The sequence below is a fragment of the Wolbachia endosymbiont (group A) of Yponomeuta plumbellus genome (assembly GCF_947251575.1).
Classification (GTDB): Bacteria; Pseudomonadota; Alphaproteobacteria; order Rickettsiales; family Anaplasmataceae; genus Wolbachia; species Wolbachia pipientis.
Window position 1 is genome coordinate 1,384,777 of sequence record NZ_OX366353.1, and the last position, 12,435, is coordinate 1,397,211.

General features: G+C 34.2%; 14 protein-coding genes and 1 pseudogene. 5 read left to right on the plus strand and 10 right to left on the minus strand.

Features of this window, described 5'->3' with window-relative positions; translation table 11 throughout:
- Window position 1: 1 nt before the first annotated feature.
- The 3 genes from OPR39_RS06905 to OPR39_RS06915 are packed head-to-tail and all read left to right on the plus strand — an operon-like array spanning window position 2 to window position 3,572.
- Window positions 2-1,474, plus strand: coding sequence for a hypothetical protein (locus OPR39_RS06905; protein WP_077188281.1), 1,473 nt, complete (start codon window positions 2-4; stop codon window positions 1,472-1,474).
- An 8-nt stretch (window positions 1,475-1,482) separates the two neighbouring features.
- Window positions 1,483-2,016 carry a hypothetical protein gene (locus OPR39_RS06910; protein ID WP_265038725.1) on the plus strand — a complete coding sequence of 178 codons (534 nt, stop codon included), beginning with the start codon at window positions 1,483-1,485 and terminating at the stop codon, window positions 2,014-2,016.
- 5 nt (window positions 2,017-2,021) lie between these two features.
- Window positions 2,022-3,572, plus strand: coding sequence for a PD-(D/E)XK nuclease domain-containing protein (locus OPR39_RS06915; protein ID WP_265038727.1), 1,551 nt, complete (start codon window positions 2,022-2,024; stop codon window positions 3,570-3,572).
- A 667-nt stretch (window positions 3,573-4,239) separates the two neighbouring features.
- Here OPR39_RS06915 and OPR39_RS06920 read toward each other — a convergent pair.
- From OPR39_RS06920 to OPR39_RS06940, 6 genes and pseudogenes are all read right to left on the minus strand, one after another.
- Window positions 4,240-5,339: pseudogene (locus OPR39_RS06920) on the minus strand (IS3 family transposase).
- A gap of 83 nt (window positions 5,340-5,422) precedes the next feature.
- Entirely contained in the window at window positions 5,423-5,650 is a 228-nt protein-coding gene (locus OPR39_RS07315) for an ankyrin repeat domain-containing protein (protein WP_082246108.1), read from the minus strand.
- A gap of 3 nt (window positions 5,651-5,653) precedes the next feature.
- Entirely contained in the window at window positions 5,654-5,863 is a 210-nt protein-coding gene (locus tag OPR39_RS06925) for a hypothetical protein (protein ID WP_265038730.1), read from the minus strand.
- Between the two features lie 218 nt (window positions 5,864-6,081).
- Window positions 6,082-6,456, minus strand: a complete 375-nt coding sequence (locus OPR39_RS06930) for a helix-turn-helix domain-containing protein (RefSeq protein ID WP_007549999.1) — start codon at window positions 6,454-6,456, stop codon at window positions 6,082-6,084.
- 22 nt (window positions 6,457-6,478) lie between these two features.
- A complete protein-coding gene (locus OPR39_RS06935) occupies window positions 6,479-6,808 on the minus strand; it encodes a helix-turn-helix domain-containing protein (protein ID WP_007549995.1) in 330 nt (109 codons plus the stop codon).
- 51 nt (window positions 6,809-6,859) lie between these two features.
- Entirely contained in the window at window positions 6,860-7,783 is a 924-nt protein-coding gene (locus OPR39_RS06940) for a hypothetical protein (RefSeq protein WP_012673225.1), read from the minus strand.
- A gap of 198 nt (window positions 7,784-7,981) precedes the next feature.
- Between OPR39_RS06940 and OPR39_RS06945 the strand changes: the two genes are divergently transcribed.
- Both OPR39_RS06945 and OPR39_RS06950 read left to right on the plus strand, forming a co-directional pair.
- A complete protein-coding gene (locus tag OPR39_RS06945) occupies window positions 7,982-8,740 on the plus strand; it encodes a hypothetical protein (protein ID WP_265038732.1) in 759 nt (252 codons plus the stop codon).
- Window positions 8,741-8,802: 62 nt separating this feature from the next.
- Window positions 8,803-9,063, plus strand: a complete 261-nt coding sequence (locus OPR39_RS06950) for a hypothetical protein (protein ID WP_264331268.1) — start codon at window positions 8,803-8,805, stop codon at window positions 9,061-9,063.
- A 136-nt stretch (window positions 9,064-9,199) separates the two neighbouring features.
- Here OPR39_RS06950 and OPR39_RS06955 read toward each other — a convergent pair whose 3' ends face one another.
- The 4 genes from OPR39_RS06955 to OPR39_RS06970 all read right to left on the minus strand — a co-directional run bounded on the left by OPR39_RS06955 (window position 9,200) and on the right by OPR39_RS06970 (window position 12,424).
- Window positions 9,200-9,571 carry a helix-turn-helix domain-containing protein gene (locus tag OPR39_RS06955; RefSeq protein ID WP_041582616.1) on the minus strand — a complete coding sequence of 124 codons (372 nt, stop codon included), beginning with the start codon at window positions 9,569-9,571 and terminating at the stop codon, window positions 9,200-9,202.
- Between the two features lie 34 nt (window positions 9,572-9,605).
- Window positions 9,606-9,938 carry a helix-turn-helix domain-containing protein gene (locus OPR39_RS06960; protein WP_041582615.1) on the minus strand — a complete coding sequence of 111 codons (333 nt, stop codon included), beginning with the start codon at window positions 9,936-9,938 and terminating at the stop codon, window positions 9,606-9,608.
- A 103-nt stretch (window positions 9,939-10,041) separates the two neighbouring features.
- Window positions 10,042-10,701 (minus strand): JAB domain-containing protein, encoded by a 660-nt coding sequence (locus OPR39_RS06965; RefSeq protein WP_012673223.1) that lies wholly within the window; start codon window positions 10,699-10,701, stop codon window positions 10,042-10,044.
- On the minus strand, window positions 10,694-12,424 hold the full coding sequence (locus OPR39_RS06970; RefSeq protein WP_265039420.1) for a recombinase family protein: 1,731 nt from the start codon (window positions 12,422-12,424) through the stop codon (window positions 10,694-10,696). The genes OPR39_RS06965 and OPR39_RS06970 overlap by 8 nt, the downstream gene beginning before the upstream one ends.
- Window positions 12,425-12,435: the final 11 nt, after the last annotated feature.

Here is a 12,435-nt window from a genome sequence, read left to right on the forward strand (position 1 = left end):
GATGCCAAAAAGTAAAACTAAACGTGGAACGGAAGATTTGAAGGGTAATGCAGGCCCAAGCAAAAGATCTCGTCTCAGTTCTGATCCTAAAAAAAATAAAGAGATTATCTCTAGCAAAGTAATAAGTAAGCTGAAGGATGTTGTTAAAGGTGATAGAACTTCAGCTATTGAGGAATGGGTCAAGGCTCACCCTGTAACAGTAGAGGGTCTAACCGTTGAGCAATCGGACCTCTTATGTAATGCGTTTCGTGATGAATCTTGTTGGTCAGGTGCGACACTAGATGTTGCTAAATTGGTAGGAGAATTAGCTAAATCAGGTGTGTTGAATCCATTTGCTATATATAAAATAGCATGTATTGAGTGTGTAGAGAGTGAAATTAAGCAATTATTTGACAAGGCGTTAGAGTCTTTTAGATCTGACTTATCTCATAAAGGTGCATGTGAGGAAGATAGGAATTTAGCTTGCAGTGATAAGCTTGCAAGAGTTGAATTGTTAAGTTCCATGGGAAGACGTGATCCTGTTTTCAATTTCTGGATTGATCAAGAATCAGGTAACCTTAGAGAAAATATAGAAGCAGAAGATGGATTTAATAAGGCTGTAGATTTCAAGTGGAGTAAGGGAGTGGAACACTTCTATAATCGTCTGTGTTCTGAAGAAAAATTAGTGAAAGAAGAGAGAGAAAAATTGCTAGTTTCTGCTATTGCAAAATTATCTCCATTGCAATCTAGCTATAAACTTGCTTCTACCTTAAGTTCCCTTCTAGGTAAAGTCATAAGCGCAAAAGTAGATCATAAGTCACTACTTGGGCTACCGAATAAGAAAGATAGGGGTGTGATCTACCGTCCTCTTAGTTACTTAGTAGAGCACGGTTTTCTTTGCACAACTAAGTATGTTATCCAGTACTTGAGCGAGGGATGTTCAAGATCTGAAGTAGAGAAAATGCTTTCACCTAGAGGATATGCACATCTTCTCTCATCGCTTTCATTTGTTGTAGTTTCTAAAGATTATGACTTGGATAACAGGAATGAAGCAAGGTCAGCTATTAGCAGTCTTTGGGAATCTAGTGTATTTAACCAAAATAAAATAAATGTTGTCGATCCTTTTAAAGATAGGATTGCTTTTGTTGCAATGGAAAATGCAATTTCAAATTTGATTGTAGATCAGGAGAACAGCAAGGATACTCAAAGTGCTGGCGATGGTGAAAAAGTTGATTTGGTCTTGAGTATTTTAAAGTTTGCTAAAGATTGTTGTTCAGACAAAAGCTTTAAATCATTAAAAGAGAGGATAGCAAATAGTTTAGATAAAACAAGGAATTCTAAGATGATAGATGCAACTAGCTCCTGCAATTTAATAGAAGAGTTGTGTAAGTCAGCGAGAAATTTGAATTTATTCTCTGCTAGCACTGAAGGTCCTCAATCTACGTTAGTGGGTACTAATGTTAGTATTTCGCCTGCTGCAGTTGTTAACAAATAGGAGTATTTATGCATGGTAGTAATGAAGATCGTGAATTAGTTAGGGCTTTATTAAGTGGAGGTTGTGATGAGTTTAGTAGACAATTTGTAGGTTTTTTAAACAACTGTCCATCTTTTTTGCATTCGGCTAATAAGCCTGGCTTTTTTCCTACATTCTTTTTTGGTATGTTTTCTACTGCACATGATGCAGGTATATTAGTTGAAGATGAAAGAGTCTATTTTCGTTTTGACAATTATGGAAATCTAAAAGTTGCTGTTCTCACTAATAAAGAAAATAGAAGAATAGTCAGGTGTTATACTGTTGCTGATAATGAGAACAGCCCTGGGTCAAGGTTTAGTGCAGAAGAGAAGCAGCAGGTAGAAGAGAATCTTCCACAAGAATTACAGGAAGATGAGGATCTGGATTGGGAAGAGTATAAAATATTTCGGTTTGGAGAAGAATGTAGGTTTATTCATGAAATAGATAGATTTCCTCAACGTGATGAACCTGGAGCTCCAATTTTTATGAAATTAACCCAATCAGAGAACAAGGTGAATTGTTAGACCTGATGAGTGAGTTGGCAAATGATGATACAGGAGAAGTGCGTACTAATGTTAAAAGAATTTTGGAATATGTTATTGATATCCATGATGAACATGAAGATAGCTTAGTGTTTCGTGCAGAGTCTGATTACCACGGTTTTCTGTGTGGGTTTTTAGTAAATTTTAGATACCGAGCTGTGGCTGATTTCTACCCAGAGCTACTTATAGGAAAAGGTTATGCAGATGTTGTTTTGCTTGTTCGTGGTGTTGATCAGACAAATGATTCGGTTCCAATTATAATTGAGTTGAAGGTTGGTGATGAGGAAGGATTAGAGCAAGCTAAAGATTATGCTAAAAGTTGTTCTGTTTCGTCTTTGCCTATTCATACCTCATCACCAAGTGCTGTTTGTGTAGCGTTAAATTTTCAATTACGTGGAGGTGCTGGTCTCCGAACTTCTGTGCAGGCCTTTTCAGAAGGTGGTCTTTCCTTAATACCGGGTTTACTACATCCTCATGGAAATGGAGTTAGGGGAAATGTAAAACGTTTTTTACAACCCATAGCATCAGAGTTCACTCAATCGCCTCATTGTAACACTTTTTCCTGTACGTCATCGTTTGTTTTTGGAAATGTTTTATCTACAAGGAGGGACTTAGAAACAAATGATGGGCGGGAGGTAAGGGTTACCAAGTATCTATTTAACCACTCTCAGGGAGAGAAAATGAAACGTACAGGTGGTAGGGGAGATGCAGCAGATATTGTAAGCCATGCGTTAACTTTAGCTCTATTTTTATCAAATATTGGTTTTGTTGTGCTTCACATTTTTCGTCGTTTAAAGTGGCAGACTTTACCAGACAAGGCATTGAACCTGTCGTTACTGCCTCAAGCCACAGATGATGCTAAGGTGCGTCAAGTACTTTGTGAAGTAGATGTCCAGGGTCATCTGGAAGTGGCTTCTGCAAAGAAATTCGAATCACTACGTGCTTACTCACGTTCTCATAGTGAAGGTTATTTCGAGGGAAGGTTTTCAGAACAAATGGGTAATGTTAGGAATTTACATCAACTTGCAGATCAGTTGATGAGTGCTGAGCCTAATTTTGGTAATGATGGTAATGTTAATGGTGAGTACAGGGCTAGGTATGAAGTTTTATTTAATGAGATTTCTCGTCTGTTGTCTCCGTTATTAAATGGAACCCGTCTACTCGTGAACAATGAAGCTAAATTTCAGGCTTTGTTGCGTGGGATATTTCAAAGTTGCGATAATCCTGCCAAGGTAATTATTGAGTTCCAGCTACAGAGAGGAAGGAAAATAGACCTAGTATTATCAAAATCTGCGGAAAATGATGATACTCATCCAATTGGAATAGAGTTGAAGTATGCTAACACCGCAGAACAAGTTGAACGAAAAAGGGTGGAGGCAAATCGACAGTTAAGTGAATACGAATTTTGTGGAGGATGCAAGCGTATTACTGGGGGAGATGCGATGGTTTTGTTATACGCTATATTAAATGCTGTAGGACAAGAGCAGGATCTGATATTGATTGGTGGGCTTCGTAGAGCATCTGGGTTTTCTAGATGACTTGTAACTAATAAAAGTACCAAAGATAAGGTTGTTTATGGGTAAAATTATGCATTAAGCTAGAGTACGTTTGAGTAAGGTTGGAGAAAAAGCAAGGTCTTTGAGCAAGAAAATTTGATTTATGTTTTCTTAAGTTAAAGTTAACCTGATGAAGTTTGTATAATTTATTGTTGGAGTTTTTTTGTTCTATTTTTACTGTAAGTTCAATCTGCTCTATCTTTGGTCTTTTTTTCTTAGTTTTGCGGCAAGTCTAATATTTTTACTACTTAATGGAATAACTTGCAGAAAGTGGAGATATAATGCTAAGGCAGAGGAGCTCAGACAGTTATCTTAAACAATAAAGAAATACTAAAGGCAAAAGATACGCTTGCGTAGTTCGAAAGCTTTCTATAGGATAAGCCTCACCTGATTTACAAATAGAATTGTTATGTTAGATGTTTGCTATTTATTCTTAAGCTCATTTTAACAGCATTTTGCTTTTTTTAGTATGTAGGGGTTTTCTAGGAATTATCCTACTGAATTCTATGATATTATTTTTTGTAACATTGTTATACATTATAATGCACCCATTTGTCTAGACCATTTTTTTCAAAGTGATCCGATTTTTAAAATGAATATGTTGATAAATACGTCGACACATATTTAAAGTATTTATGAATATATTCATTTACTGTTTATGATAATAGAGATCAGCAGGAACTTTATAATGTAGAGTCTGATGTCGCCTTCTATAGTTATACCAAGCAACAAAATCGTTTATTATAAGATTCAAATCTCTGATACTATTTGGTCTATAATAATATATAGCTTCTTGCTTTAAAGTTCTCCATAAGCGCTCAACAAATATATTGTCGAAGCAACGTCCTTTATGGTCCATACTGATTTTAATATTAGCACGCTCTAATTCCATAATAAAGTTGTAGCTAGTAAACTGCACCCCTTGATCACTATTAAAAATCTCAGGTTTACCTTGTTTTAGAGCTTCTTTGAGAGTATAAAGGCAAAATCCAGCATCGAGATATGGTGATAATGAATGAGCAATAATATAGCGACTATACAAGTCCATTATTGCCACAAAATAGACAAACTTACCTTCTACCATAATATATAGTAGCCCATACCTGATTAACTCTACAAATAATCAAATCTTTGAGTAAATAAGGATATATTTTATGCTTTTTTTCTTTAATACTTGTATTACATCTTTTTCTACAATACAGCCCACTAATCTTCATTTTTTTCATAATTCTTAAGATTTTTTTGTGATTGACTACTACTCCACTCGCTATGATCTCAGCAGTAATTTTACGATATCCATAACGGCAATCAGAAGCCAAATATACTTCTTGAATCAAATTTCACTTTCGTTATTAATTATAGGCCTATAATATAGGCTAGATCTGCAAATCCCCAGTAAATCAGCCTGTTTCCTAATTGACAGATCAGAATCTTTTTCTATAAACCTTACTCTATCTTTTTTGCTTATTTCAGTAATTTTTTTTTCAAATAACTATTTTCCACTGTCAATTCTCCTATTACTTTATGTAAACTTTCTATTTCTTGCGCTAAGATTCTTTGTTTTCTCGCACTTTCACTTTCTTCAACAAATAGGTCTTTTAACCTTGCCAATACTCTATCACGCCAATCATATAGATTTGTTGATGGTATTTTATATTCACTACATATCTCAGCTGTGCTTCTTTGATTTTTTATTGCTTCCAAAGCTATCTTTGCTTTTAACTCTGGTTCATATTTTTTTGTTGCCATACTTTTACCCCTTTACTTTCCTACTCGGATCAACCATTTTTTTTGGTCTAGTTTATGGGGTGCATTATATTCTATGAGAAATTCTACAGATGGTAAATGGCCTTCCTTGGCAGCATAGTAGACTGATCTGTAGTTTTAGAATTATTAATATTAGAATTATTAATAAATGATTCTTGTTGTTGCTTTTCTATTAGAAGCTTTACAATTCCTAGATATCCTTTATTGGTAGCATAATGCAAAGGAGTCCAATTGTTTTTACCTTTTGTACCAACTTCTACTCCCTTATTAAGAGAAAATTTTACAATATCGATATTTCAAAAATCAGCTGCAATATGAATAGGCTTGTTTTCGTCATTAGTTTTAGCGTTAAAACTTACACCTTTATTATTTACTAAAAATTTTGTTACTTCTAAGCTATCAAACTTAGCTGGATGGTGCACAGCCACCTTGACCAAAAAATCATCCCCTATCGCGTTCTTATCATTATGCCTTATACGCTGTATTACACCTTCAGATATAGTCATTGCTAACCTCCAACATCCTTGCTAATAAACCCTCGCTAAAACTGCCGAAAAGACTTTATAAGTTAATATTCTAAATCTCAATATTTTATGGTGCAGGTTTTTATTTTTAAAACATTATACTTTGTGTAGGGTATAACTACACGCATCAAAGTGAAAGAAAAGCAAAATGATGAAGAAAATGAAAGTTTAAGTTTTCTTCAACGACTCAAGGAGAGAATTTATGCTTTAAAGCCTGTATTAGCAAGAGCCTTAATCACTAAATGAACAATGTCACGCAGAGTTTCATCCTCAATTTTTCTATATTCCCTCACTAGCCTTGATATTTCTTCGCTGCCTACATCGCTATGGAAGGCCTTATCATGTAAGTCTTCAGAGGCTTTGGTAAAAAAATACGACATATCAACCGATAGTACTTCTGCTAATTTATATAACCTATCAACTACAAGCCTAATCTCTCCGCTTTCATATCCTTGTACATGCTGAAATGAAATTTCAAGCTTTTTTCCTAAGTCTCTTTGACTAAAACCACACATTAGCCTTCTTTTCCTTATTCTTTCACCTATTTGTTTATCGATAGGATGTTGTATAGTCATTTTACGTATCAGGTAATATTAACTATGTATTATCACTTTGAGAAAAAGATTTTACCAATATATAAACTGCACTACGTAACCTTTTGCTCTTAATTTCGTTATATCCTTTGACTAACTTTAGTATTTCTTCATCATAAGCTTCATGTGAGTCAGTGTGCATATCAGTAAAAAAGTTAGCAACATCTATCGATAGTGCTTTTGCTAAATCATATAATCTACTGGCCAAAACACAATTTGAACCATTTTCGTACTTTTGTATCTGTCTATACGAAACACCTATTCTCTTTCCCAATTCGGTCTGTGTCAAAGCACGATCTAACCTAAGTTGTTTTATTTTTTTACCTAATTGCACTTTTCACCTCTTATTCAAATTTACAACAAATTTTATGAAGTGGAAAAAAAGCTAGCAAAGTAATTGCTTTAATAATTTCTGCCTCTCGCTAATTAAATCGTTTGGCCTTACGTATTTTTTCTCAATTTCCCTCATCTCTTTTTCTCGTTCTGCAATGCTATTTCGTATTACTTCAGCCGAGTATCTGCTTTTGCCACTTGCAAACTCTGATCTTAATCTTCTAACCTTGTATTCGAGCTCAGCAAATCTTTCGTGTTGCTCAAGAAGTTCTATCATATGACTAATTTCAGAGTTTAGCTTTTTTTCCTCAACATCTCTTACAATAAAAGAAAGTAGAAGCTTATCTATTTGGTAATCAATATTTGGTTGAGCAGCAAATAGATCAATTATGGCTTTTACGTCAGTAGGATTTGTAACTAGTAAGTTAAAATTACTACATAAAAAACTATAGAACTTTATCGTCTTCTCAAGATAATTTTTCATATCTTGTGATAATTGCAATTCTTTGTGAATTCCTGACAGCAATATTTTCAATTCTTCCAAGTATTTCGTGTCAAAATTACTTACTTCTGTAGGTGAAAGGATCATTAGCAGCTTTTTTACAAGCTCAACATCATTTAACTTTACTGCATTATAAAGAGCTTTTTCTTTGTCTTCTTTTAAATCATAAAGCTCTGATGAGTTATCTATGCTGAATAGATATTCAGTATTTCCTTGAGGAGAGTAGATTAAAATGTCCACTTCTCTTAGCGGGTGATCATCATTAAACTTTTCTAGTAACTGCTTATCGGTAGTTTCCTCTATTGCTACAACTGCTTTGCTTACCTCTTTCAACTTTGCAATATCATCTCTTGAGTTTTCAAGTATATCTTTAGCCTTGTCTAGCAGCTGCTCATATAGAACTATTTTTTCTTCATCATCAAGTAGCTGACAATGCTTTTTCAGCTTTTCAGTAGAGTAAGATAGGATATCCATTTTTTTCAATTTTACGATTACGATACCCCATTTTTGTTGAAACTGAAATAATTTTTATAGGATGTGTTTTTCTAGTGTAGATGCCCGCAAAACTTGTTATTATAATATACAGTAAATCAATAAGTCGTATAATATTAACAATTAAATAATATTTATCACGATATGATCGAATAGTAATGAAATTAAGTGAGGGTTACAATGAAAAAAATAAATGGTAAAAAATTGTCTAGTAAAATGTTAAAAGCGGTAGAGCGAATAGCAAAAGAAGGGTTATTACCTAATTTTATAAAAGCTGCTCCAACAGCAAATAAAAAGATTAGTAAATTGCCTGTCTTAACATATCCTGAGGAGCTCAATCCATTTCGATCAGCTTTATGCAGGATAAGACTAAGTGAATATGAAAATATGAAACTAAATGAATTCCTGGAAAAAGCTATTGCAGCTAAAAATATAAACGAGTTAAGTAAAGTTATCGATGAAGCTTTGGACTTAGGAATAAGAATAAATGCTGCCAATGAAGATGGCTTTAGCTTTGCTAACGTTACAATGTTTAAGATGTATCGTGATGAATTCAAAGGAAATAAACAAGAGGATATAATCAGGAGGTTAGCCTTAAATGGAGCAGATTTTAATGTACAAGTTGATAAGAAAATAACTGAAATGTATCAAAAAGTGCAAAAAGAAATTGAGCCACAAATATATAGTAGGCTCAAGAAACTTAGGGAAGTTGGAGAAGACGCTACTATAGAAGGAACTGTTGAAGATGTAGAAATCGATAATAAGACCTTCTATATTGAATTTTCACATAGCTGCATAGTTGATGTTGCCAAAGTTGTAGAAGGTGCAAAAAATTTGGGCTTAAGTAAAGGAGACTTAAACCTTGGCGGTAGTATCATAAAAATAGGTGATGGTGAAGTTGAGGTCAAAACTGGGAAGACGGTAAAAGAAATTACGTAGATATATCCGATAACAGCGCTTTTACAGTAACACTTTGCACTAGCCTAGGAGAGCTAAATTTAATGGTATATCATGACACAGAAGACTATCATCAAGTACAAGTTGAGGTAGAAGATGAAGAAATGTGGAACGAGTTGCAAGAAATAGGAGAAATCGTAGGAAAGGGTTGTTTATTTGGTGGAATGTCTGTTAAAGAAGTAGTGGAAAAAGGCAGCTTTACTAGATGTGGAAGGTGGGGCGACCAAAATTCTAAAAGTAGTGAGACCTTTTCTTGGGTGAGCAAATTAAAAGATACCAAAACGACATCTGTAGGACGTTCTTGATTGGTGGCTATGTTTTTACATAGCCATAATTATTGCAAAGTAAAGTAGTTCTTGAAATTTAATCAAAATTACCATAAAAAATTTACCTTAACTAGCATTGCTTGTAGAAGTGGATTGAAGATATATTCAGGCAATATTATTTATTGGCAAGCGCTTTTATCACTGAATGCACAATATCACGCAACGTTTCATCCTTAATTTTCCTGTATTCCCTCACTAGCCTTGATATTTCTTCACTACCCACATCGCTACAAAAGGCCTTATCGTGTAAGTCTTCAGAAGCTTTGGTAAAAAAATATGACATATCAACGGACAAAGCTTCTGCCAAATTATACAATCTATCAATTACAAGCCTTACCTCTCCAGTTTCATATCCTTGTATATGCTGAAATGAAATTCCGAGCTTTTTTCCTAAGTCTCTTTGGCTAAAACCGCATATTAACCTTCTCTTCCTTATTCTTTCACCTATTTGTTTATCAATAGGATGTTGTTCATCTTGTACAATCATTTATTAATATATTAACTGAGGTATTGAAGCAATACTAACTCTCATTGTAACTTTGAGAAAAAGATTTTACCAATATATAAACTACGCTACGTAACCTTTTGCTTTTAATTTCATTATATCCTTTGACTAATTTTAGTATTTCTTCATCATAAGTTTCATGTGAGTCGACATGCACATCAGTAAAAAAATCAGCCACATTAATCGATAGTGCTTTTGCTAAGTCGTATAGCCTACTGGCCAAAATTTGGTTTGAACTATTTTCGTACCTTTGTATTTGTCTATACGAAACGCCTATTTTCTTTCCCAACTCAGTTTGTGTTAAACCACAGTATAATCTAAGCTCTTTTATTTTTTTGCCTAATTCCACCTTTCATTACTAATTTTAGCTGCTCAAGCTTATATTGAATTTTTTAATTTATGAAGTAGAAAAAAAGAAGGAAAGTTGGAGAACTTTCCTTCCGGTCTACAGATTACAATAAACCACTATCATAAAAACTAAAGTGGCTCTTCTGTGTTACGATTATGTGATCTATTAATTTCATTCCTACATTTTCGCAGGTTGCAGCTAATGTAAGTGTGTTATCCTCATCCTCCTTTGATGGTTCTGTATCTCCACTTGGATGATTATGTGAAATTGCAATAGATGATGCATCGATCAGTAATCCCTGTTTGATTATTTCTCTCACATATAGAGGTACTCTGTCTATAGTTCCACAGTCTTGAATATACTCGTATATCAAATGACCACTTCGATCTAAGTATATTACTCGCAAGCTTTCCTTTCGTGACTGCCCTATTGCTGTTTTAAAGTATTTTAGTAGCTCTTCTCTGTTATCAAGAATCGACAGCTTTTTTAACTTACCTTTCAGTATCCTATCGAAAATCTCTTTCAGACAAAAGATACTTGCTATTGCTCCATCATTCATTCCTGTAACATTTTTTAGCTCATGAAAGTCAGCGTTAATTACCCTTCCTAAACTACTAAAGAGCTCTATTAGCTTTTTGGCCACTTCTCTTCCTTCTTCACATTCAGATAGAGTACGTTCCAGTAGCTCATGGTCAAGTAAAGACCTGCCTCTACTTGATAAAATGCGAGTTTCCAATTTTTCTTTTCTCTCACTATTATTCATAAAAACCTCCAAGGTCAACATTATATACAAATTCAACGCCAACTTTCTGACGCAGTAGTTCTCGAGGAATAACCCTTTTGAACTCTAAATTTGCAATGTTGTCCTTGTTGCTTTGACTGCTAGTACAACATTGCATAATTCTATTATGGCTATTTTGATCAAAATTTGCAAGACTTTTTATGCGAAATACTATATACAAGTGATTGTGATTGATTTCAATTTGATGAATTAACATTCTAATAATATTTTGCTTAGTCTGCCAATCCACTTGATCAAGCTTTGATTCAACACTTGAGGAAAAGTTTTTCAAGCTATCTGTAACAAGGCTCAATTCTTGTTGTAGTTTTTTTTGATCAAGCGTTCTTTCTTTCTCTTCTTCAATTTCTTTCAAATGCTGTTTCATTGTTGTGATTCTTGGTTCAAATTCTTCTTGGCTTATAAACCCTTTAGCATAGCTATCAATAAATTTTTTGATACTTAATCTTAACTTACTTTCTTGCTTTTCACGTGTTTGATTATGTAAAGGTTTTTTGTTCTCTGATAATCTACGTTGATATTCATTTGCAATCCTATCTGGCTCTTTCAAGATACTCTTGACTTCTTCCCATATAACTCCATCTAATATATCAGTGCGTATTGATTTATTATCGCAGATTTTATTGCCATTGAATTTGCTAGAGTTTGTACCAGAGCAACGATAGTAATAATATGTCGACTTTTTATGAACGTGGTTTGTACCACAATAAGTATATTGACAACGTTGACATACCATTAAACCTTGCAATAAATATGTTTCTCTTCTTTGTCGTACTCTTGCTCTTTGCCTATTTTCAGTTAGTTGTGCCTGCACTGAATCAAATAAATGCTCATTGATTATTTTTGGTACTGGAATATAAGTCCAATTCTCTTTATCACTATTAAAGCGACCACTTTTAAGTTTACCACAAGTTCCTTTTTTTGATTTTTTTACTTGTGGTTTTGAGCATGTCCTAGTTTTACCATAAGCTGCTTGTCCTATATAAGCAGGATTTTTTAACATGTTCCAAATAGTGCTCCTTTTCCAATACCTTTTTCCTGTTCGTGTTATTACCGGTATCTTATTCAGTTCATGTACAACTTCTCCTATACTTGCTCTTTCTTGGCCAACCCGACTAAATATTTTACGCACTATATTTGCCTCTTCTTCATCAACCTCAAATTGAGCACTTCCTTCACCTACATGTTTTGCTATGTAGCGATAACCGTAAGGCGCCCTACCCATCACACTTATACACCCAGCTTTGGCCGCATGAAGTTTACCTCTACGGTTTCGTTCCATAATCTTTGCACGTTCATACTCTGCTATTGCTCCCTGAATCTGTAGAAATAAATGGGAATCCGGATTATCATCAAACTTATGATTCAAAAATACTATTTCAGATCCAGCCTTTTTAAACTCTTCGAGTAAGATCATTTGATATGAAAATTTACGTGATAGCCGATCAGGTGAATGAATATATATCTTATCAATCTTACCTTCTGCTACTCTATCACGTAAATTTTCTAAGCCAGGACGTTCTAAATTTGATCCACTATAACCATTATCGACAAACTTATGCTCATCTAATAACTCATGTCCATCGCTACTAATGCGACGCTCCAATTCTACAATCTGACTCTCTATCGTATTCTCCTGTGCTTGTTGTCTTGATGAAACTCTTGCATATAAGCTTACTGTTGTCATTTTCTTTCACC

Coding starts and splice junctions, on each gene's coding strand:
- OPR39_RS06955 (WP_041582616.1), bottom strand. CDS start 9,571: ATGATTGTACAAGATGAACAACATCCTATTGATAAACAAATAGGTGAA.
- OPR39_RS06950 (WP_264331268.1), top strand. CDS start 8,803: ATGGTATATCATGACACAGAAGACTATCATCAAGTACAAGTTGAGGTA.
- OPR39_RS06945 (WP_265038732.1), top strand. CDS start 7,982: ATGAAAAAAATAAATGGTAAAAAATTGTCTAGTAAAATGTTAAAAGCG.
- OPR39_RS06925 (WP_265038730.1), bottom strand. CDS start 5,863: ATGACTATATCTGAAGGTGTAATACAGCGTATAAGGCATAATGATAAG.
- OPR39_RS06970 (WP_265039420.1), bottom strand. CDS start 12,424: ATGACAACAGTAAGCTTATATGCAAGAGTTTCATCAAGACAACAAGCA.
- OPR39_RS06905 (WP_077188281.1), top strand. CDS start 2: ATGCCAAAAAGTAAAACTAAACGTGGAACGGAAGATTTGAAGGGTAAT.
- OPR39_RS06910 (WP_265038725.1), top strand. CDS start 1,483: ATGCATGGTAGTAATGAAGATCGTGAATTAGTTAGGGCTTTATTAAGT.
- OPR39_RS06915 (WP_265038727.1), top strand. CDS start 2,022: ATGAGTGAGTTGGCAAATGATGATACAGGAGAAGTGCGTACTAATGTT.
- OPR39_RS06940 (WP_012673225.1), bottom strand. CDS start 7,783: ATGGATATCCTATCTTACTCTACTGAAAAGCTGAAAAAGCATTGTCAG.
- OPR39_RS06965 (WP_012673223.1), bottom strand. CDS start 10,701: ATGAATAATAGTGAGAGAAAAGAAAAATTGGAAACTCGCATTTTATCA.
- OPR39_RS06930 (WP_007549999.1), bottom strand. CDS start 6,456: ATGACTATACAACATCCTATCGATAAACAAATAGGTGAAAGAATAAGG.